Annotated in this window: 19 protein-coding genes; 7 read left to right on the top strand and 12 right to left on the bottom strand. The window is 43.0% G+C overall.

What is annotated here, in order from left to right:
* Nucleotides 1-121 precede the first annotated feature (121 nt).
* From LZZ98_RS13380 to hflX, 5 genes are all read right to left on the bottom strand, one after another.
* A complete protein-coding gene (locus LZZ98_RS13380; protein WP_237788278.1) occupies nucleotides 122-568 on the bottom strand; it encodes a DUF2147 domain-containing protein in 447 nt (148 codons plus the stop codon).
* A 162-nt stretch (nucleotides 569-730) separates the two neighbouring features.
* A complete protein-coding gene (locus LZZ98_RS13375; RefSeq protein ID WP_237788277.1) occupies nucleotides 731-1,177 on the bottom strand; it encodes a DUF2147 domain-containing protein in 447 nt (148 codons plus the stop codon).
* A 92-nt stretch (nucleotides 1,178-1,269) separates the two neighbouring features.
* On the bottom strand, nucleotides 1,270-1,944 hold the full coding sequence (locus tag LZZ98_RS13370) for an LrgB family protein (RefSeq protein ID WP_237788276.1): 675 nt from the start codon (nucleotides 1,942-1,944) through the stop codon (nucleotides 1,270-1,272).
* A gap of 9 nt (nucleotides 1,945-1,953) precedes the next feature.
* Nucleotides 1,954-2,325, bottom strand: a complete 372-nt coding sequence (locus LZZ98_RS13365) for a hypothetical protein (protein WP_237788275.1) — start codon at nucleotides 2,323-2,325, stop codon at nucleotides 1,954-1,956.
* 44 nt (nucleotides 2,326-2,369) lie between these two features.
* Entirely contained in the window at nucleotides 2,370-3,701 is a 1,332-nt protein-coding gene (gene hflX / locus LZZ98_RS13360; protein WP_237788274.1) for a ribosome rescue GTPase HflX, read from the bottom strand.
* 377 nt (nucleotides 3,702-4,078) lie between these two features.
* On the opposite strand from hflX, the gene LZZ98_RS13355 reads away from it, so the two are divergent.
* Nucleotides 4,079-4,912 carry a lysophospholipid acyltransferase family protein gene (locus LZZ98_RS13355; protein WP_237788273.1) on the top strand — a complete coding sequence of 278 codons (834 nt, stop codon included), beginning with the start codon at nucleotides 4,079-4,081 and terminating at the stop codon, nucleotides 4,910-4,912.
* A gap of 4 nt (nucleotides 4,913-4,916) precedes the next feature.
* Here the strand turns inward: LZZ98_RS13355 and LZZ98_RS13350 are convergent, their stop codons facing one another.
* Nucleotides 4,917-6,551 (bottom strand): phospholipase D family protein, encoded by a 1,635-nt coding sequence (locus LZZ98_RS13350; RefSeq protein WP_237788272.1) that lies wholly within the window; start codon nucleotides 6,549-6,551, stop codon nucleotides 4,917-4,919.
* 112 nt (nucleotides 6,552-6,663) lie between these two features.
* Between LZZ98_RS13350 and LZZ98_RS13345 the strand changes: the two genes are divergently transcribed.
* Nucleotides 6,664-7,674 (top strand): metallophosphoesterase, encoded by a 1,011-nt coding sequence (locus tag LZZ98_RS13345; RefSeq protein WP_237788271.1) that lies wholly within the window; start codon nucleotides 6,664-6,666, stop codon nucleotides 7,672-7,674.
* Nucleotides 7,675-7,761: 87 nt separating this feature from the next.
* On the top strand, nucleotides 7,762-8,106 hold the full coding sequence (locus tag LZZ98_RS13340) for a hypothetical protein (RefSeq protein ID WP_237788270.1): 345 nt from the start codon (nucleotides 7,762-7,764) through the stop codon (nucleotides 8,104-8,106).
* A gap of 67 nt (nucleotides 8,107-8,173) precedes the next feature.
* Here LZZ98_RS13340 and LZZ98_RS13335 read toward each other — a convergent pair whose 3' ends face one another.
* Together LZZ98_RS13335 and trhA are read right to left on the bottom strand one after the other, a co-directional pair.
* The gene (locus LZZ98_RS13335) at nucleotides 8,174-9,490 is read right to left on the bottom strand and encodes an MFS transporter (RefSeq protein WP_237788269.1); all 1,317 of its coding nucleotides are present in this window, start codon (nucleotides 9,488-9,490) and stop codon (nucleotides 8,174-8,176) included.
* A 143-nt stretch (nucleotides 9,491-9,633) separates the two neighbouring features.
* Nucleotides 9,634-10,275, bottom strand: coding sequence for a PAQR family membrane homeostasis protein TrhA (gene trhA / locus LZZ98_RS13330; protein WP_237788268.1), 642 nt, complete (start codon nucleotides 10,273-10,275; stop codon nucleotides 9,634-9,636).
* 101 nt (nucleotides 10,276-10,376) lie between these two features.
* On the opposite strand from trhA, the gene LZZ98_RS13325 reads away from it, so the two are divergent.
* The gene (locus tag LZZ98_RS13325) at nucleotides 10,377-11,600 is read left to right on the top strand and encodes a class I SAM-dependent methyltransferase (RefSeq protein ID WP_237788267.1); all 1,224 of its coding nucleotides are present in this window, start codon (nucleotides 10,377-10,379) and stop codon (nucleotides 11,598-11,600) included.
* 57 nt (nucleotides 11,601-11,657) lie between these two features.
* A complete protein-coding gene (locus tag LZZ98_RS13320; protein WP_237788266.1) occupies nucleotides 11,658-12,083 on the top strand; it encodes a GNAT family N-acetyltransferase in 426 nt (141 codons plus the stop codon).
* A 69-nt stretch (nucleotides 12,084-12,152) separates the two neighbouring features.
* Here the strand turns inward: LZZ98_RS13320 and LZZ98_RS13315 are convergent, their stop codons facing one another.
* The 4 genes from LZZ98_RS13315 to LZZ98_RS13300 all read right to left on the bottom strand — a co-directional run bounded on the left by LZZ98_RS13315 (nucleotide 12,153) and on the right by LZZ98_RS13300 (nucleotide 17,459).
* Nucleotides 12,153-12,422, bottom strand: coding sequence for a hypothetical protein (locus LZZ98_RS13315; RefSeq protein ID WP_237788265.1), 270 nt, complete (start codon nucleotides 12,420-12,422; stop codon nucleotides 12,153-12,155).
* Nucleotides 12,423-12,928: 506 nt separating this feature from the next.
* On the bottom strand, nucleotides 12,929-15,061 hold the full coding sequence (locus tag LZZ98_RS13310; RefSeq protein ID WP_237788264.1) for a 3-hydroxyacyl-CoA dehydrogenase NAD-binding domain-containing protein: 2,133 nt from the start codon (nucleotides 15,059-15,061) through the stop codon (nucleotides 12,929-12,931).
* Between the two features lie 11 nt (nucleotides 15,062-15,072).
* A complete protein-coding gene (locus tag LZZ98_RS13305) occupies nucleotides 15,073-16,278 on the bottom strand; it encodes an acetyl-CoA C-acetyltransferase (protein WP_237788263.1) in 1,206 nt (401 codons plus the stop codon).
* A gap of 170 nt (nucleotides 16,279-16,448) precedes the next feature.
* Complete coding sequence (locus LZZ98_RS13300; RefSeq protein ID WP_086175406.1) at nucleotides 16,449-17,459, bottom strand: AraC family transcriptional regulator; 1,011 nt, start codon at nucleotides 17,457-17,459, stop codon at nucleotides 16,449-16,451.
* Nucleotides 17,460-17,676: 217 nt separating this feature from the next.
* Between LZZ98_RS13300 and LZZ98_RS13295 the strand changes: the two genes are divergently transcribed.
* Both LZZ98_RS13295 and LZZ98_RS13290 read left to right on the top strand, forming a co-directional pair.
* A complete protein-coding gene (locus LZZ98_RS13295) occupies nucleotides 17,677-18,795 on the top strand; it encodes a CaiB/BaiF CoA transferase family protein (protein WP_237788262.1) in 1,119 nt (372 codons plus the stop codon).
* Nucleotides 18,796-18,916: 121 nt separating this feature from the next.
* Nucleotides 18,917-20,197 carry a carbohydrate porin gene (locus LZZ98_RS13290; protein WP_442862712.1) on the top strand — a complete coding sequence of 427 codons (1,281 nt, stop codon included), beginning with the start codon at nucleotides 18,917-18,919 and terminating at the stop codon, nucleotides 20,195-20,197.
* The last annotated feature ends 33 nt before the right edge of the window (nucleotides 20,198-20,230 follow it).

Below are 20,230 nucleotides of genomic sequence, written 5' to 3'. Positions count from 1 at the left end.
CATCCTGTTGACTTATTTAAAATGGGGCAGAACTACGAAATTTGCGGCCTTTTTGGATAAAAGTTTTAAGCTCTCATTCGTATCATGTTCCCCATCTATGCTGAACCGTAATTAACATACTTTAATCTTGTTTAATCCATGTCTGGCTACGGCCAAGTGCGGATACACCGACATAACCACGTAGAGTGAGACGTTTACCATTCGGACTTAATTTTGCTTTGCCGCTATAGATTTTACCGTTCAGTGGATCAAGAACTTTGGCATTTACAAACTGATTATCACCGATAGATTTTAATCCCGTTAAAACATCTAATCCTAAGATAGGTTTGTCGGTATAAGGTGCTGGACAATTTACACAGGTCTCTTTCGGGGTATAACCCGGACGTGGTGTTACTTTTACAATTTTTGCCGTATAAGTCCCATTGCTTTCCTGACGCATTTCAAGAACCGCTTTTGACGAGCCTGTTTTGTCGTCAATGGTTTTCCATGTTCCCGTAAGATCATTTGCCAATAGATTCCCACTGAAAATTACACTAACAAAAGCAGCAAATAATAGATTCTTCTTCATATCAACTCCTAGGAGCGTGGAAAATATTTTTCTTGTCTGTATTAAAGATATAGTTATCGTTTAAAAATTAGTCAACACATTGCTTCATAATAATTAAAAATAATGTGAATTATTTAAATATCAGTGAATAAAAAAGCCACATAGTACAGCTTTTTGTCATATTTAGTCGTTTCTAATCCAGGTCTGGCTGCGTCCTAAAGCGGAAACTCCGACATAACCGCGCAGGGTTAAACGTTTTCCATTGGCACTTAATTTTGCTTTCATACTGTAAATATGACCAGATAGCGGATCGATAATTTTACCATTCGCATAGTTGAGTCCTTCTATATGTTTTAAACCTTTCAAGACATCCATGCCTAGAATGGGCTTATTGGTATAGGGTGCAGGGCATTTGACGCAAATTTCTTTGGGAGTATAGCCAGGACGTGGAGTGACTTTGACCACTTGTGCAGTATAAGTGCCATTATTTTCCTGACGAATTTCAAGAATGGCTTTTGATGAACCGGTTTTATCATCAATATTTTTCCACGTTCCTGTAAGGTCTTGAGCTAGGGCAAAACTCGCTAAAGTTGAGCAGATTAATGCAATAGTAAGTTTCATCTTGACCATTTTGAATGTTCCTTCATTCCACTGACAGTACTCCTGATACTAGGAGTATTTTTGACAAGCAACAATCATTATCAATACAAATGACTGTTTGGTCACATTTTTTGCAAATAGAGTATAAACGTTGGCAGCCAAATGGCAGTAAATACAGCATTTACTGCCATGCCAAATGCGGCATAGCGTCCTGCCACACTGCCTCTTTGCCATGCCTGTGCTGTTCCAATGGCATGTGCAGCCAAGCCCAATGCCAGACCCGAAGCGCGTTCATCATTGATATGACGCAGGATCAACGGAGAAAAGGCAGCTCCAATAACACCGGATAAAATTACAATAAGAATGACCATGCTAATCGGAGCATGTAATAGGGTAGCAATATTGATGGCGATTGGTGTGGTTACGGCACGAGTAGCAAATGCCATTATGCTTGAATCGGTCATATGCAATAAATAGGCAAGTCCCATAGGCAAAGCCACCGCACTGATACTGGCAAAAACCAGAATTCCAAGCATGGCTTTGAGCGGCAGATCATCATAACGCATGGCGGCAAGGGGAATGGCCAATGCAACGGTGACATAGCCCAAGAGGTGATTAAAAAGTGGATTGACCTGGATCATATAGGATTCATAAGGAATGCCGAATACAAACAGCAGTCCAATAATCAAAAACATGCCTATCACAATCACCGGAACTTGCGGAAAGCGTTTGTTAATAGGTTTTGCGACCAGATAGGCGATCAGCGTGATCATTAAACCGTAGAAGACTGCGAACATATGATTTCCCTATAACCAACGCTTGGACATTTTTGCATAGACCCACAAGGGGATCAGGGTGCTGATAAACATCACCAGCAGGAATGCAGGGATTTCTTTTCCCATCTGGGTTAGCATAATCAGTGAGCCGGCGCTAATGGGCAAAAAAGCAAAGGCACTTTCTTTCATGATCTTGTTATTGGTGTCGACTAAACGCGCCGGTAATTTGTTGAAATTTCTACAAATAAATAAAGTTACCAATAGGCTGATCAAACCCAGCAGATTACCCAGCTCAGGATGATGAAATTGTGTGCTTAACCATACTGCTCCTTCACGGAAGCAGATGATTAATGCCAGTGTGCCAATCCAAGCTGGCCAGTCGATTGTTCTTATCCAGTCCATTTTTTACCAATAAATATAATTATACTTGTCACGTTTTAACCGATTTATCGTTTTATTTCAAATTCTTCAAGCGGCCGCTTAAATTGTACGGCCTTGTGCCCCAGAATTTCATCGATAGGCAAATGCGCCTGTTTAATCAGCTGTTCCAGCTTTTGCGGTGCCATAATCACATGCAAATGCAGATTGCCTACATCATCATAATTTTCAGATTGAATGACATTCAAGGCATACAATTGGTTACGCAATTTGCCATATGCAGGCTTTAACGCTAATTCGAAGCTTTGAATTTGCCCCATCAAACATTCTTGTACCGCTTGACGAAGCAGGTCTAAACCCTGGCCTGAGTGTGCTGATACATACACACGATCGGGTACATGCGGTTTGGCATAGACAATCTTGGCATCTTCACCGCTCACATCAATTTTGTTATAGACACGAAGTACCGGCACATTGGCACCAATTTCTTTGAGTACCGATTCTACGGCTTCAATCTGTTCCAGCATATCCGGGCTGCTGGAATCAATCACATGAAGCAGCAATGTGGCTTCTAATGTTTCTTCAAGTGTCGCTTTAAAAGATTCAACCAAAGAATGCGAGAGATTACGCACGAAACCCACGGTATCTGCCAGTACCAAACGTCCAATCCCGTCCCATTCCAAACGACGCAGTGTTGGGTCCAATGTTGCAAACAGCTGATTTGCCGCGTAAACATCGCTCTTGGCCAAAATATTAAACAGGGTGGATTTGCCGGCATTGGTATAACCGACTAAAGATACAGTTGGCACAGCGGCTTTTTGACGTGCAACACGACCTTGCATGCGGGTTTGGCGAACTTTATCCAGTTTGGTTTTGAGTTGTCCCATGCGAATACGCAGTAAACGGCGGTCTGTTTCAAGCAAGGTTTCACCCGGACCACGTAAGCCGATCCCACCTTTTTGACTGTCGAGATTACTCCGGCTACGCACTAAACGTGAGGATAAATGCTGTAATTGTGCCAGTTCGACTTGCAATTTACCTTCATAGGTACGTGCACGTTGAGCAAAAATATCTAAAATCAGTTCGGTACGGTCAACCACGCGGCATAGCATGATTTTTTCTAAATTACGGGCTTGAGCCGGCGTCAGCGAATGATCGAAAATGACCAGGTTGGCTTCGAGATCTTGTACCAGAGCGGCAATTTCTTCTGCTTTGCCAGAACCGATAAACAGTTTGGGATCAGGTCTTATACGTTGAGCGGTGATATGTTCTAAAATTTCGGCACCCGCAGATTGGGCCAGTAAATGAAATTCTTCTGCATCAAGGTCATCTAACAGCTGTACCGATACACTCACTAGGATTGTTCGTTCACTCCCTTGATGTTGCTCAAAATATTCCACTAAATATGATCTCTACTGCGTTAAAACTTCATTTTAGTTGAAAATGAGCAGGGAGAGGGAAAAATAGCAAAAACTTAGCAAAGCATCGTAACAAGATATTCAGTCCACCCCGCATTGTTATGATGAGGGAAATCTCAGAGTAAATGATTAAAAGCATCAAAGAATGCAGGTTTATATGCATTTAGTTTTTAATTTTCAGCGCATGATTTAATCTCTTTATTTATGATAGAAATAAATAATTTATGAACTCTGTTTGCTAAATTGAGAAAATAAATAGCCGATTTGGGTTTTTATGATCAATGCAAGATTAAAATGAACAGTATAGAATGCAGAAAATAAATGATTAAACGCTGTAGCTGGTAATTAGTGATCCCTCTATGAATCAATCCTCTGTAACTGAACATTCTTCGTTAAATGGCCTGTCTAAATTTTTCTTATATAGCAGAAAGTTAGTGGCTGTTTTAGGGGCGATTATTCAAGGATTTTATCTGGTTTATCGTCACCGTTTATATAAAGATCCGAATAATCCCTGTAATACCCGTTATGTGCAGCATTTTTGCCGCGAGTTGTGTAAGGTTTTTAACCTTGAAATTCAGGTACATGGAATAATTCCGCGTGAACCGGCCTTATGGGTGAGCAATCACATTTCCTGGCTGGATGTCGCCGTTTTAGGTTCCGGTGCCCGGGTGTTCTTTTTGGCAAAAGCGGAAATTGAAAAATGGCCCTTACTGGGGAAACTGGCCAAGGGCGGTGGCACATTATTTATTAAACGCGGTTCTGGGGATTCAATTAAAATCAAAGAGCAAATTACCAGCTTTTTAAAACAGGATATTCCGGTATTGTTTTTCCCTGAAGCGACCACTTCGGATGGCAGCAAAATTAAAAAAATCTATGGCCGTATTTTAGGTGCAGCGATTGAAGCCCAGCGTCCGGTGCAAATTTGCCTGATCTGCTATGTCAATCAGGATGGACAACTGGATACGGTGGCGCCGTTTATTGATGATCTGGGCTTTGCCGAACATGTCAAAAAAGTGCTGGAAATGCCTAAAGTAACGGCACATTTAATGGCATTGCCGGCGATTTCTGTAGAAGGGCATAATGTTGAAAGCTTAACTCAGGAAGTGCAAAATCAAATGATCGAAGGCTTGGCCCGCTTACAGCACAAAGTACTGAAGACTACACCTTCAACACTTCTGGCCAAGCAGTCATGAAGGTTTACATAAAGCCTTCAACCGGTAACCAGGAAATCATTATAACACCTGCTTTTTGCCACCATTTCATCTTGGGTTCTTTCTGATAGGTTTTGATGCTGCCATCATGCCGTTTAATCTGCCAGTTGATTTGATTGTTGGCATTTAACACCAGTTTGTAGGCATATTTAGACAGGTTCTGATCCATAGTGGAATGAATCGCTTTGGCCAGATTCGGACTGTCCAGCAATACACCAATTTCGGTATTTAAATAAGCAGAACGTGGGTCGAAATTAAAAGAACCAATAAAAACCTGCTTCTCATCTATGGTCATGAGTTTGGCATGCAAGCTGGAACGGCTTAAACCTTTGATGCTGACTTTGGCTTTTTCTGCAATTTCCTTGGTATTGGCATTCAGGTTTTCGGTTTCCGGTACAGACAGAAACTCGTAAAGCTGGACATTATTCTGGAGTAAATCTTTACGATATTTGCCATAAAAGGCATGCACCAAAGCCACATCATTGGCTTTAAAGGAATTGGTCAGTACCCGCACATTAATATTGTTTTGAGCCAGATCACTCAGCATCTTTTCGCCTTTTTTTTCCGGAACAAAATAAGCGGAAATAATATCGACACTGTGTTCAGGTTTTTCTAAACGATTAATCAGCTGAAAATTCAGATGTTGTTCTTTTTTGGCCTTTGCCCTGATTTTACTGGGTGAATCACTGACGATTTCGGCTTTGACCCAGTCAAATTGAATACTGTTATTGAGCCAGTCTTCAAAAGCATGCGATCGGGTGGCTAAATCGAGATAATTCTGTACGGTAATGTTTTGATAGTGCTCTTCCAGCTGTTGCTTCAGACTGTCAAAGCGTAATGAATAATGCCTTGGATTGACTATTTGTTTGACCGGAAAAGCATAATCGTCATTCCAGTATTCATCGAAGGAATGAATAATTTCATCCGATGCAGCACCGACCAGCATCACATCGACATCGGAAAACTGATAATTGTCACTGACGTTATAATACTGGTTACTCATATTGCGACCGCCAATTAATGCAATCTGGTTATCTGCAATAAAACTTTTGTTATGCATGCGACGGTTAATGCGTTTTAAATCCAGCACCATGTCCATGGCACGGTAATGTCTAAAACGGTAAGGATTATACAGGCGCACATCAATATTTTTATGCTGATCGAGAGCCAGATAAATGCCTTCCATCTTTTTGGCATTGTTGTCATCCATCAATAAACGAACTTTTACGCCACGGTCAGCTGCTTTAATGATGGAGTGTAGGGCCAGCGATCCAATTTTATCATTGTCCCAAATGTAGTATTGTAAATCTAAAGTTTTTTCTGCTTTATCAATTAAATGGATACGTGCCGCCAAAGCTTCCAGCGGGTCATATAAAACATGATAACCGGTCAGATTCGGGTTATGCTCCCTCAACGGCACAATGATTTTAGCTAGGGAAGTCTGTTCGGTTTTGGTGTCGAATGAATATTCAACCGGTTGGGGAATCTGTTTAGGCAGGGTTGAACATGCAGGAATCCCCAGAATCAGGCTACAACTAAGTAATACTGCGGTTTTATAGCTATGAGATCTATATGATTTCGCAGTATTTAAGTGTGTAAGTCGATGAGAAGATTGCGTCATATATTGTAAAACGATACCAAAATTTGGTTTGAGTATAATTGCCAGCTGTGAAAAGATAAATATCGTAATAGATGAATGATGTAATATCATCGTAATGATTAGAGACGATAATATGTGGGATTCGCACGCAGTTGCTTTTTATTTTTATATTTGTTTCGCTCTGCTTGCGGTGTGGGGTATCGCACAGGCTTGGTTAAGCCAGACACGGACAGAAACCATTCATCCCTTTAAGGCCTTTGTACATTTATTGGCCTTTTATTTATCTTATTTACTTTTCCCATTATTTTTCTTTAGCTTATTTGCCGGTTGGAGTGGTTATTACTCTATTCACCAAGCGGTGTTTATTTTCTTGCTGAGTTGCGTGCTGATTTATGCGCGCTTTATTGAACCGCAAATGGTCGGGGTTAAAACCCTGCAATATCAGCTCAATTCGGAACAAAACCTGCAGCGTCCGGTCAAACTGGCCTTGATTGCCGATTTACATATTGGACTGTTTTCCGGGCATGAACGTCAGCTGAAAATTATTGTCGATAAAATCAATCAGCAGAATCCCGATCTGGTGGTGGTGGCAGGGGACTGGACCTATGAACCAGAAAACAAACTGGCAGATGAGCTGGCCATTTTACAAAACATCAATGCTCCGGTGTATTCAGTCAATGGCAATCATGATGAGCAGTACCCGGGACCACCGATTCAAAACCTGTTGCGGCATGCGCTCAAAGTCAATAATGTGATTGATATTGAAGGACAGATGATTGAATTCGATGAGTTCAGATTGCTAGGCGTGGGGGATTTATGGGCCGGTAAAACCGATATGCGTTATATGCCAGATTTGCCGCAAGACAAACCTTGGGTCATCTTGTCACATAATCCGGATACGGTAGATATGGTACCGCAATTACCGACACGTCCGCTCATGCTGTCGGGGCATACCCATGGCGGGCAGGTGGAACTGCCTTGGCTGACCAATTACATCATGAAAAAAGTTTCCATTCTTGGACATAAAAAAGGTTTATATGAGCATCAAAATGCTGATGTATTCGTCACAGTAGGTACAGGGCTGGTCGGTGTGCCGTTTCGTTTTCGGGTACCGCCGACGATTGATATTATTGAATTGGTTTAAATCTTGAAGATCGGTTTCAGGAACAATTTTTGACATACTGTAAAACAAGATTGTTTTATAACAATGAGAACGGAATAGGAGAAGAGCATGTCTTTTTCAGAAGAGGTCGGTCAGTTTTTTGCTTTAACAGAACCTCAATCGGCACAGCTTGAAGCGGGTTTAATTGCTCTGGAACAGGCTTTTCAACAAGCCGAAAGCGATGTGGTCAATACACCAGAATTTGCCAGCAGGTTTTATCAAAAGTTTCAGCAACTGATCACGGCCTTTGGGATTGATGAAAAGAATGTGGAAGCTTTCTTGGATCACTTATACGGAACTGAAAGATACCGTCAGCTGGTGACTTACATTGTTCCCAGTTATTACCAGTCAGGTGGCGATCGAAAAGTCTTTGAAGAGCTTTATCAACAGATGTTAAGTGATGAACAGATCTGAAGCAGTGAGAAAAAACATATAAAAAAACCAGCGTGGATAACGCTGGTTTTTTTATTCAGAAATGAGATTAAACCTGGTTGTTTACATCATCATTTTTGGTTTCACGAATGGCCAGGAAGGCAAGCAGTGAAAGGAGAGAAGCAGCGGTTAAGTAATAACCGACAGCATATAAACCATAGGTCGTTGCAAGCTTAGTTGCGATTAATGGTGCAAAAGACGCCCCAAAAATACCTGCAAGGTTAAAGGTTAATGCTGAACCGGTATAACGTACTGAAGTTGGGAACATTTCAGAAAGTACTGTCCCAATCGGGCCATAAGTTAAGCCCATGATCGCCAAACCAACACATAAGAATAAGAACACGATAATAGTGTTGCCAGATTCAAGCATGCTTGAGAACACCAGGCCAAACAATGCTGAAACAATACATACGCCAATGGATGTGGCTTTACGACCAAATTTTTCCGCAAAAACGGCAGAAAGTGGAATGAATACAGCAAAGCATAATGTGGCAACCAATTGCAGTTCCAGAAATTCAGAACGTGTGTAACCGAGTTTGGTGGTTCCCCAGTTTAGTGCAAATACTGTGGTCAAATAGAACACAACGAAGGTACAGATAGCTGCAATCGTACCCAGAATGAGCATGCCCCAGTGTTTGGTCAACACTTCTTTAAACGGAATATTTACTTCTTTTTGCTTATCCAATACTTTTTGAAAGGCAGGAGTTTCATGAAGTTTCAAACGAATCCATAAACCCATAATGACCAGTAAAGCACTTGAAATAAACGGAATACGCCAGCCCCATTGCATAAAGTCCTGTTCAGACATGAATGCGCCAAGGGTAATGAAAGAACCGGTAGCCAAGATAAAGCCGATCGGCGCCCCAAGTTGTGGGAACATGCCGTACCATGCACGTTTGCCTTCAGGTGCATTTTCAGTGGCCAGAAGAACCGCACCACTCCATTCACCACCTAAGCCAAGGCCTTGACCTAAACGGCAAAGAGCAAGCAATAAGGGGGCAGCAAGACCAACTTGTGCATAAGTTGGAAGTAAACCAATACATACGGTCGAAACACCCATCGTGAGTAATGCCGCGACCAGGGTTGCTTTACGACCAATCCGGTCACCCAAATGTCCAAACAGTGCAGCACCAATCGGGCGTGCAATAAAGGCAATCGCAAAGGTGGCTAAAGACTGAATGGTTGCAGTGGTTGGATCTGTGCTTGCTGGAAAGAACAGATGTGGAAAAATAATGACTGCCGCTGTTGCATAAATATAAAAATCGAAGAACTCGATTGTTGTACCTACAAGACTCGCAGTAAGAACGCGGAATTTTGAGTTAGTTGCTACTTCTTCTGAAGCAACAATAGAATTTGATGACGCCATGGATGACCTTACACTTACTAAAAATAAAAAAACTTAGTTTTAAAAGCGTAATCTTTTTAAAAAAGGCGTAATTTCTTAAAAAAACAACGAACAACCGTCTCTACTCGACTCGCTCAGGGTCACTGAAATGAAGAATGAGAGGGTTAAATCACGTACAGATAGATAGACAGAAATTGTGATCCTGCACCTATTAATACAAAAATATGCCAGATAGCGTGGGTATATCTTACTCTTTTTAAGGCATAAAACAATGCACCCACGGTGTAAGCAAGCCCTCCAATAACTAAGTAGGTCAAAGCTTGAGCACTTAAAAAGCGTTGCATATCATCCATTACCAGCAAAGCCATCCATCCCATGCCCAAATAAGCAAGCAGGGAAATTTTTTGGAAACGATGGATGAAAATTAACTTGAATAGTGTACCAATAAGAGCAATCAGCCAAAGTGCAATCAATAAATAATGGGCCTTAGCTGTAGGAATGGCGATGGCCAAGAATGGGGTGTAGGTTCCCGCAATCAGATAATAAATAGCAGTGTGGTCGAGTTTTTTGTACCAGCCGCGTCGTTGTGGCGATTCTGCATAATGATACAGGCTCGATGCAGAAAAAAGTAAAATCATGCTTAGTGCATAAACGCATAAGCCGATAAATTGCCCGAGCGGTAAATAGCTGCCTTTAATCAGCATAAAAATGCTGGCAATAAGGGCTAATAGTGCGCCAAGTGCATGACTGATCGCATTAATTTTTTCTTCATGTGGATCGTAAGCCTGCAGCTGAGATGTTGTCATTATTTATTTTCTATAATTAAAAATACATTTGTATAATAATGCAGTTTTACCTTTAAAGTAAGAAGTTTTAAACTATAGCTTCATTTATTCGAGTGATTTGTATGTCTCAACCGGCTTCTCCTTTTATTCAGGAACAAAAATTCTTAGATGCCTTTCAGCAAGCCATTGAAACACATAGTTTTGATCGAATGATTATTAGTCAGTATAAAGGTGAACTTGAGCATTTGGAGAAAATGACCTTACGAGTCATTTCACTGCAAAACCAGCTTGTGCTCAGCTGTCTGTATCGTTACAAGACTCAAGATGTCACTAAAAATTATCCTTTGGCAGAAGCTGTGTCTTTGGTGCAATCGCTGTTGGCTCAATCTAAACAGGCCAATTTGTTTACCACGAGCGAAGAACTGCAACTGAAAAAAAATAAGAAGAAAGCCCTGCTGAGCAGTAGTAAAAAGGCGACTACTACCGTGAATCCGGCAGAGACACAGCAAGGCCATGACCGTACCAAGCATCGCTATGTCGATCAAGACAGTTACTTTTTACAACCGCTTGGAATTACCGATCATAACACACAGATTATTCCGAGCATGGCGCGTAAATGGAAACAGATTAATAAATTTATTGAAATTTTCTCGGGCGCCTTGGAACAGATTAGCCAACACGATCATGCACTGCGTGTGGTTGATTTTGGTTCAGGCAAAGGTTATTTAACTTTTGCTTTATATGATTATCTGGCCAAACACGACCAAACTCCTTTTGTGACCGGGGTCGAGCTGAATCCGAAAATGGTGGAATTTTGTCAAGGCGTTGCGCAACGTTCAGACTTTCAGCAACTGGATTTTTTTCAGGGCGATGTCCGTACCTATCAGCCTGAACATCTGGATGTCATGATTGCGCTGCATGCCTGCGATGTGGCAACTGACTTTGCCATTCATACCGGTATCCGCTTAAATGCGCAAATGATCATGTGCGCGCCGTGTTGTCATAAAGAATTGCGTCCACAATTAAAAAGCCCTGAAGTGCTGAAACCGATGCTGCAGTTTGGCATTCATGCCGGACAGCAGGCCGAAATGCTGACCGATACCATTCGTGCCTTGCTGCTCAAAGCGTATGGCTATGAAACCAAGGTATTTGAGTTTGTGGCGCTGGAACATACCAGTAAAAACAAGATGATTCTGGCCACCAAACGCAAAGATTATCAAGCGCCAGACCCGCAGGTTTTGGCGCAGATTCAGGCCTTAAAACAGATGTATGGCATTCAAAAACATTCCCTGGAATTGCTGCTGAATGATCAATGGGATCAGCAGGATATTGGCTGTAAGTGTTAATTTAAAATGAATAAAGCAGTTTAAAAGATGTTTTTATTTTTAGGAAGATGATGGTTGATGACCCCATTTACGATACGCACAGGCAGTTGGGACGAATTGCACAATGATGCCAAATTGATTCGTGAGCAGGTCTTTATTCATGAACAAAACATTGCTGCTGCCGACGAATGGGATGCGCAAGATGCCGTCTCATTGCATTTTGTGGTTTATGATCAGGATCAACCGATTGCGACTGCGCGGTTATTGCAAAATAACAGTATTGGTCGTGTTGCAGTTTTAAAATCTTATCGGGGGCAGGGCATTGGCAAGTTGTTGATGCTGCAGATCATTCAGCGAGCTAAGAATGAACAGCGCAAATTTTTGAAACTATCTTCGCAAGTACATGCCATTCAGTTTTATGCAGGACTTGGCTTTACTGTGCAGGGTGAGGAATATCTGGATTGCGGCATTGCGCATATTGATATGTATTTAAAACTGGATTAATCAAAGAAATCATCACATAAGACTCAAAAAAAGCGAGACAGATGATCTCGCTTTTTTTATGGTCTAGAATCAGTGACCAGCGGCAGCAGATGCGTCATGATCGGCCATATGCGCATGTTCTGCTTCAGTCATGTTCATTTCTGCAGCATTAGGTTCAGAAGCTGAAGACTGCTGCTGGTGTGCGGTATGCGTCTGATTACGTTTTTGACTTGGCATATAGTCTGGGTCATTGCTCAGGGCCAGATAAAAGATGCCCATAAATACTGCGCCTAAAATACAAACAATAATAACGGCTTTCCAACCCCAAGGTGATTTTTCAGGAGAAGAGTGATTTGTCATAAGAGGTCTACCCACTGGATAAATAAAAAAATTTAAAACTTATGTAACTTTATAACATAAAAGCCAGCAAAAGCAGATGGGATTCTGTGGCTTGAAAAAGCATCGTGCTCAAGTGCAAAAAAAGAGAAGCATTTTGCCCACTGCTATCCCATAATTTGAATTTTATTTCAGTATTGAATCAGTATAATGATTTTTTTATCTTTAAGTGTTTGATATTTATATTTTTTACAGCCTTGTCTTTTATTTAGAAGTGTAAATGGCTTTGCGTAGGCTGAACCCTACTTTTGACAGACCAAAATGAGAACTCAAAATATATTTTGAGTTCGCAAGAAAAGTCCTTATTCCCCATACACGACATCCTGAGCCAGTTTTAAGCACTGCTTTAAAACGCAGCGCAAGGGCATGGGGAATGTGTGGCATCCCTGCCACACTCGCGAATCTAACACATGGACTTCAACTATGGGACAGCAGTGGCATTTCGCCTCTCTTTTTTTACAAGATGAAGTTTAAATTTTTTCGCCTTGGGCAATCTTGTCTTTTAGCAATTGCGGTGCTTTAAAGCGTTGACCGTATTTAGCTTCAAGGCTGTTGGCACGAATCAAGGCTTTTTCTAGGCCATATTGATTCAGGTATTGCAACGCACCGCCGGTCCAAGGGGCAAAACCAATTCCGAAAATAGAGCCGATATTGCCATCAACCGTCGATTCCAGTACACCTTCTTCCAGGCAGCGTAAAGTATCCAGCGATTGCACAAACAGGAAGCGGTCAATCATTTCCTGTTCAGAAATGTCGGTGTCTTGCTGCCATTTTTTCAGGCCATCCCAAAGCTGTTTTTTGCCACCTTCCGGATAGTCATAGAAGCCTGCACCTGCAGCTTTACCTTTACGGCCAAATTCGTGAATCATGCTGTGAATTACATCATCTGCCCCTGAACGTGGCAGGTCTTTGCCTTCAGCCTGTAATGCTTTTCGCGCTTCATTCGCAACATGTTCAGATAAGGTTAAAGAGACTTCATCCTGAATAGCCAGTGGACCCACAGGCATACCCGCTTTCAGTGCGGCCATTTCAATACGGGCAGGGTGTACACCTTCTGCTAGCAGGCGTAAACCTTCCTGCACAAAAGTTCCAAACACGCGACTGGTAAAGAAACCACGGCTGTCATTCACCACAATCGGAGTTTTGCCAATTTGCTGCACATAGTCATAAGCTTTGGCTAGGGTTTCATTGGATGTATTTTGACCTTTGATGATTTCCACCAGCTGCATTTTATCGACCGGGCTAAAGAAATGCAGTCCAATGAAACTCTGATCATTTTTAGAGGCTTGAGCCAACCCAGTAATCGGTAGGGTCGATGTATTGGATGCCATCACGCCACTGTCCGCCAAATACTGTTCAGCTTCTTGCGTGACTTTGGCTTTCAGTTCCGGATTTTCAAATACCGCTTCAATAATCAGCTCACAACCTTGCAGATCCGCAGCATCTGCCGTTGCCTGAATCAATGCTAAAATCTGAGCCCTTTTCTCGGCAGTTAAACGACCTTGCAATACTTTTTTATCCAGTAGCTTTTGGCTGTAGGCTTTGCCTTTTTCAGCAGCCTCCAGAGATACATCTTTTAAAACCACAGCAATGCCTTTGGACGCCGTGGCATAGGCAATGCCTGCACCCATCATGCCAGCACCTAAAATGCCAACTTTAGACGTTTTCCATTTGGCGATGTCTTTTGGACGGCTGGCACCAGATTTAATCGCATTTAAACCATGCCAGAAGGTGCCGATCATGTTTTTGGAAATTTGACCGGTGGCGAGGTAAGTAAAGTAACGCGATTCAATGGTTAGCGCAGTATCGACATCGACCTGAGCGCCTTCTACCGCAGCTGCCATAATCGCTTCAGGTGCAGGGTAGCAGCCCTTGGTCTTGTCACGTAGCATGGCAGGAGCAATCGCCAGCATTTGTGCTACCGCCGGTGAAGATGGCGTACCGCCCGGAATTTTATAGCCTTTTACATCGAAAGGTTGTACAGACTGCGGATTGGCTTTGACCCAGGCAATGGCCTTGTATAGAAGTTCCTGTTCAGAATCGGCTGTGTCGTGAATCAGTCCTAAAGATTTGGCTTTATCAACAGCAAATTGCTTGCCTTCCATGAGTAAAGGAAAAGCATTTTGCAGACCAAGCAGGCGCACCATACGCACGATACCGCCACCGCCAGGCAATAATCCGAGTGTGACTTCAGGAAGGCCGAATTTTGCTTTGGAATCATTTAATGCAATACGCTGATGACAACACAATGCCAGTTCCCAGCCGCCACCCAGTGCTGTGCCATTCAGTGCAGCAACCACAGGAATGCCACGGGTTTCGATATAACGCAGCTTGGCTTTCATGTCTTCAATCATGTTGAAGAATTCTGTGGCATGTTCAGGTGTGGCCTGAATCAGTTCATCCAGGTCACCACCAGCAAAGAAGGTTTTTTTGGCAGAACGGAAGATAATGCCTGCAATGTTGTCATCGGCTTTTAGTTTTTCCACAGTTTCAGTCAAGGCTTCACGGAAATCTGCATTCATGGTGTTGGCAGACTGGTTGGGAGAATCTAGTGTGAGTATGACAATGTCATCGGCATTTTTTTCAAATTGAATTGCGCTCATTTTTGTTCTCCTTATACCAATTCAATAATGGTTGCGATGCCCATACCGCCACCAACACATAACGTAGCTAAACCGCGTTTTTTGCCTTGACGTTCAAGTTCATCCAGTAGTGTGCCCAAAATCATCGCACCGGTTGCACCTAGTGGATGTCCCAGAGCAATCGCACCACCATTGACGTTGACTTTGGCAGGATCAACTTTTAGTTCAGTGATGAAACGCATCACTACTGCTGCAAAAGCTTCGTTGACTTCAAACAGGTCGATGTCATCAATAGTTAAACCCGCTTTATCCAGTGCTTTACGTGCAGCCGGAGCAGGGCCGGTCAGCATGATGGTCGGATCAGAGCCTACAAGTGCAGTCGATAACACTTTGGCACGCGGTTTTAGATTTTGTTCTTTCACGGCTTTTCCTGATGCCACCAGAACCACTGCAGCACCATCAACAATACCTGATGAATTTCCGGCATGATGTACATGGTTGACTGTACCCACTTCAGGGTATTTTTGCAGTGCGATGGCATCAAAACCCATTTGTCCCATCATGGCAAAACTTGGATTGAGTTTGCCCAAGCTTTCCGCTGTCGTGGTAGGTTTGATGAATTCATCTTTGGCTAAAATAGTTACGCCTGCTTTGTCTTTTACCGCAATGACGGACTTGTTAAAATAGCCATTGGCTTGTGCAGCTGCGGCTTTCTTTTGCGAATCTGCGGCAAAGGTATCTACATCGGTACGGCTATAACCATCAATGGTGGCAATCAGGTCGGCCCCAATGCCTTGCGGAATAAAGTCGCAGGCCATATTGGTTTCAGGGTCCAGTGCCCAAGGGCCACCATCTGAACCCATCGGCACACGGGACATGGATTCGACTCCTCCAGCGACCACAACATCTTCCCAGCCTGAGCGGACTTTTTGCGCAGCCAGGTTCACGGCTTCCAGACCTGAGGCACAGAAGCGGTTGATCTGTACCCCGGCCACATCATTGTCCCAACCTGCGGCAATGGCAGCAGTTTTGGCAATATCGGCACCTTGGTCACCAATCGGGGTAACACAACCCAGCACGATGTCATCTACTTTAGATGTATCGAGTTGATGACGGTCTTTCAGTTCATTCAGCAAGGTGGTCAGCAGGCTAATCGGTTTCACTTCATGTAGTGAACCGTCTTTTTTTCCTTTTCCGCGCGGTGTGCGAATGGCATCGATGATGTAAGCCTCGCTCATAGTCTGTCCCTTTTATGCGTTTAAAATTTTTATACTTTCTTGAGTGTAATGATTAATTTTTGAAGTGCAATGATGAGAACGGTTCAGGTCAGATGATGTTTTTGGTTAATAAAAAAAGCCCAGGTCGAAACCTGGGCAAGAGAGTCTTAAAAAAGATTTACTGATGTTGATCAGTGATAACCGTGCAACTGGCGATACAGACCCGGTGTTACCCCAGTCCATTTCTTAAATGCACGGTGGAAGGTGCTGGTTTCACTGAAACCGACTTGCTGCGCGACATCTTCCAGGGTCAAGCCCGGATTGAGCAACAGGTGAATGGCTGCATCACGACGCAAGGCATCTTTAACGCCCTGATAGCTTTTACCTTCCGCAGCCAGACGACGGCGCAGGGTTTGCGGAGATAGATACAACATCGATGCCACATCATTCAAGGTAGGCATTTCTTCACCAATCTGGCTCTTCAACACTTCACGGATACGAGAGGTCAGCGAGTTGGTGTTTTTGAATTTGACCAGCAACTGTGCCGGCGCTGCTTTGAGGAATTCTTCCAGCGTGTCTTCATTTTGACGAATGGGTAAATCTAAATAGTCCGCAGCAAAGGTAATTTCGGTACGAGGCATATCAAACTGCATGACTGGTGCAAAAAACAGCGCATCATATTCCTCAGCGTGATTTGGGCGTGGATAACTAAAATGTACACGTTCAAGCGGTAAACGACGTTCTATCAGCCAAGATGCCAAACCGTGCCAAATCATCAGCATACTTTCAGTGATGAAATGATCAGGATCCATGCTTGTTGGAATTTGCGGAACCAGACGTGCTTCATGTTTGTCACGTTCTAGAGTCACCGCCCAATCATCGCCAAACAGTTTGTAGAACTGAGAAGAAAGCTCTAAGGCATCTCCTAGCGTTTTCGCGTGAATAATCAACTGACACATAATGGCAAAAGTGCCCAAACGACGTGGCTGTACATCAAAGCCGACATGTTCGTCCTGGGTCACCATCCATAACATCTTAATAAATCGGGTGTACTGTTCTGGAGAAATACGCGCTTTAGGCTGACGTAATAGTTCCGCCTCAATCCCCACATGTGACAATAAAGTTTCGACGTCCATTCCTAGACGTTTTACGCCTGTTAGAGCCGCGTTAACAAAGTGGATACTGATGGTATCGCGACTCATATTAAATCCTTCAGTCTCTTTCTCTTTTATATTCACTTGCAGTTGACCTAAATGACGCTAAAAATGATTTGGATGGCAATTTACAATAGTTGTTTTACCTTATTTACATCTTAAATTGCCGAAATGATCAAGGTAAATGGCTGAACATGACATTGTTTTGTTAGTTTTATATTTCTAAGATGAATGGAAAATCAACATAAAAAGAGTAAAACTGGATATGACAACGGCTTTAAAAGGATTAAAAGTTCTTGATTTTTCTACCTTGCTCCCTGGTCCATTCGCGACTTTATATTTGGCAGACCTGGGGGCAGAAGTGATCCATATTGAATCGCCTACCCGTCCAGACTTGATTCGGCTGTTACCGCCTTATGCCAATGGACAGGCGACGGCACACAGTTACTTAAACCGTAATAAACAGTCTATCGCTTTAAATCTAAAAGATCCGCAGAGTATCGAACTGATTAAACAGAAGATTACTGAATACGATATTGTCATTGAGCAGTTTAGGCCGGGAGTGATGCAACGGCTGGGCTTGGATTATGCCACGCTTGCAGCCCTGAATCCCCGGCTGATCTATTGTTCGATTACCGGCTATGGCCAGACCGGAAGCTATAAAGATAAGGCAGGACATGACATTAATTATTTAGCTTTATCGGGGGTGGCAGGGCATAGCGGTCGGCAGGACAGTGGACCCCCGCCGATGGGCATCCAGATTGCCGATGTTGCAGGCGGTTCCTTGCACGCCGTGATTGGAATTCTGGCTGCCGTGGTGGAGCGCGAGCAAAGCGGCGTAGGGCAATATATTGATGTTTCCATGACTGATTGTGTAGCCACTTTAAATAATATGGCCGCAGCAGCCACATTGGCAGGAAATACCAAACAATATCCGCAGCAGTCGCATTTAAATGGCGGAACCTTCTACGATTATTACCAGACTCAGGATGGCCGTTATTTATCGATTGGAAGTTTGGAACCCCAGTTTATGTCGGGACTGGCGCAAATTTTAGACTTGCCGCTACTAAGCGAAAAAGGTGCTTCCTTTGACCCGGCAGATCAGCAAGTAGTCAAACGGGCGCTTCAGGAAAAGATTCAATCGAAAACTTGGCAAGAGTGGCAAGTGATCTTTGCCGATCAGGATGTGTGTGTAGAGCCGGTTTTAAATCTGGATGAAGCCTTACATTCCACACTGGCACAAGAACGACAATGGGTGGTTGAAGTCCCGCTGGATGAAGCAAGTCAACAGACTGAAACACAGCTGGCTTGTCCAATCAAGTTTTCACGTTCAAAGACAGAATATCTGCATGTGGGGCAGCGTTTAGGTACTGGAAAGTGGTAGCTTTAACAGGCGATTAAAATATTAAAATTTAAAAACAATGTATTAACAATTTGTGCCCAAGGTTACAGAAAAACAGGAGTAGCATAAATATTACAAAAAAATAATATAAAGGTGATCTACTGTGAAAAAATTAAGTAGAACATTTAGTTTGGGTGTGAGCTTAATCTCCCTAAGCTGCGTCATTTCAACAGTACATGCAGCAGAAGCTTTTGACCCGCAAAGCCAGTGGATGTTTGGCGACTGGAATGGTAAACGTAGCGAGCTCCAAGCTAAAGGTTACGATTTCAGCTTTGGCTACACAGGTGAACTGGCGACGCTGCTGGACTCCAAGAACCATTCAAGTCATGGCACTGAATATGCCGATCAATTCGCTTTAGGTGCTCATTTAGACTTAGAGAAAATTGCAGGTTGGCAAGACACTGAAGCGCAAATTACCGTGACCGAACGGAATGGTCGTTCACTCTCTCAAACTTCCGATGCCTTGACCGGTCATAAAAGTTCAGTACAAGAAGTATGGGGCCGTGGTCAAACCTGGCGTTTAACTGACTTCTGGATCAAGAAAAAATTTCTGGACCAAAAATTAGACGTGAAAGTCGGTCGTTTTGGTGAAGGTGAAGACTTCAACAGCTTCGACTGCGATTTTCAGAACCTAGCGCTTTGTGGTTCACAAGTGGGTAACTGGGTCGGTGATCAATGGTACAACTGGCCAGTCAGCCAATGGGCTGCACGGGTGAAATACAACCTGACTCCGGAAGTGTATGCACAAGTCGGTGCTTATGAATATAACCCTGAAAACTTAGAGCGTGGTAAAGGCTTCAATTTAAGCACCGATGGTTCTCATGGCGCGATGATCCCAGCTGAAGTGGTTTGGACACCGAAACTCGGTGCTGCAAAACTTCCGGGTGAATACCGTGCCGGTTATTACTACAGTACTGCAGTTGCAGCTGTCATCGGTAGCATCACCAATCAACAAGATCATCATCAAGGTGGCTGGGTGGTTGCCAAACAGCAACTGACTGCTCATCACGGCGATGCTTCTCGTGGCTTGAGTGGCTTTGTAAACTTAACTGTACATGATACTGACACAAACCAAGTTAGCGACATGCAAAATATTGGTTTGGTTTATAAAGGTTTAATGGATTCTCGTCCTCAAGATGAGATTGCGGTCGGTGTAGCTCGCATCAATATCAATGATGATGTCAATGATGCAAACATCGCTAACAATAATGTAGATGTCCGTGGTCTACAAAATGAAGAATACAATGCCGAAATTTATTACGGTATCCATGCCACAAACTGGCTAACCATTCGTCCCAATGTTCAATATATCCACCAGGTGGGTGCATATAAAAATGGAGAAAATGCCTGGGTTGGCGGTATTAAATTCCAAACCGCGTTCTAGTTTCTAGATGATAAGTACTTGGATTTTATCATG

Origin of the sequence: Acinetobacter sp. SM34 (assembly GCF_022012365.1) — a bacterium.
GTDB lineage: Bacteria > Pseudomonadota > Gammaproteobacteria > Pseudomonadales > Moraxellaceae > Acinetobacter.
The sequence above is the reverse complement of the archived record's forward strand: the minus strand, read 5'-3'. Positions and strand labels throughout refer to the sequence as shown.

Coding starts and splice junctions, on each gene's coding strand:
- LZZ98_RS13380 (WP_237788278.1), bottom strand. CDS start 568: ATGAAGAAGAATCTATTATTTGCTGCTTTTGTTAGTGTAATTTTCAGT.
- LZZ98_RS13375 (WP_237788277.1), bottom strand. CDS start 1,177: ATGGTCAAGATGAAACTTACTATTGCATTAATCTGCTCAACTTTAGCG.
- LZZ98_RS13370 (WP_237788276.1), bottom strand. CDS start 1,944: ATGTTCGCAGTCTTCTACGGTTTAATGATCACGCTGATCGCCTATCTG.
- LZZ98_RS13365 (WP_237788275.1), bottom strand. CDS start 2,325: ATGGACTGGATAAGAACAATCGACTGGCCAGCTTGGATTGGCACACTG.
- LZZ98_RS13355 (WP_237788273.1), top strand. CDS start 4,079: ATGAATCAATCCTCTGTAACTGAACATTCTTCGTTAAATGGCCTGTCT.
- LZZ98_RS13350 (WP_237788272.1), bottom strand. CDS start 6,551: ATGACGCAATCTTCTCATCGACTTACACACTTAAATACTGCGAAATCA.
- LZZ98_RS13345 (WP_237788271.1), top strand. CDS start 6,664: ATGTGGGATTCGCACGCAGTTGCTTTTTATTTTTATATTTGTTTCGCT.
- LZZ98_RS13340 (WP_237788270.1), top strand. CDS start 7,762: ATGTCTTTTTCAGAAGAGGTCGGTCAGTTTTTTGCTTTAACAGAACCT.
- LZZ98_RS13335 (WP_237788269.1), bottom strand. CDS start 9,490: ATGGCGTCATCAAATTCTATTGTTGCTTCAGAAGAAGTAGCAACTAAC.
- trhA (WP_237788268.1), bottom strand. CDS start 10,275: ATGACAACATCTCAGCTGCAGGCTTACGATCCACATGAAGAAAAAATT.
- LZZ98_RS13325 (WP_237788267.1), top strand. CDS start 10,377: ATGTCTCAACCGGCTTCTCCTTTTATTCAGGAACAAAAATTCTTAGAT.
- LZZ98_RS13320 (WP_237788266.1), top strand. CDS start 11,658: ATGACCCCATTTACGATACGCACAGGCAGTTGGGACGAATTGCACAAT.
- LZZ98_RS13315 (WP_237788265.1), bottom strand. CDS start 12,422: ATGACAAATCACTCTTCTCCTGAAAAATCACCTTGGGGTTGGAAAGCC.
- LZZ98_RS13310 (WP_237788264.1), bottom strand. CDS start 15,061: ATGAGCGCAATTCAATTTGAAAAAAATGCCGATGACATTGTCATACTC.
- LZZ98_RS13305 (WP_237788263.1), bottom strand. CDS start 16,278: ATGAGCGAGGCTTACATCATCGATGCCATTCGCACACCGCGCGGAAAA.
- LZZ98_RS13300 (WP_086175406.1), bottom strand. CDS start 17,459: ATGAGTCGCGATACCATCAGTATCCACTTTGTTAACGCGGCTCTAACA.
- LZZ98_RS13295 (WP_237788262.1), top strand. CDS start 17,677: ATGACAACGGCTTTAAAAGGATTAAAAGTTCTTGATTTTTCTACCTTG.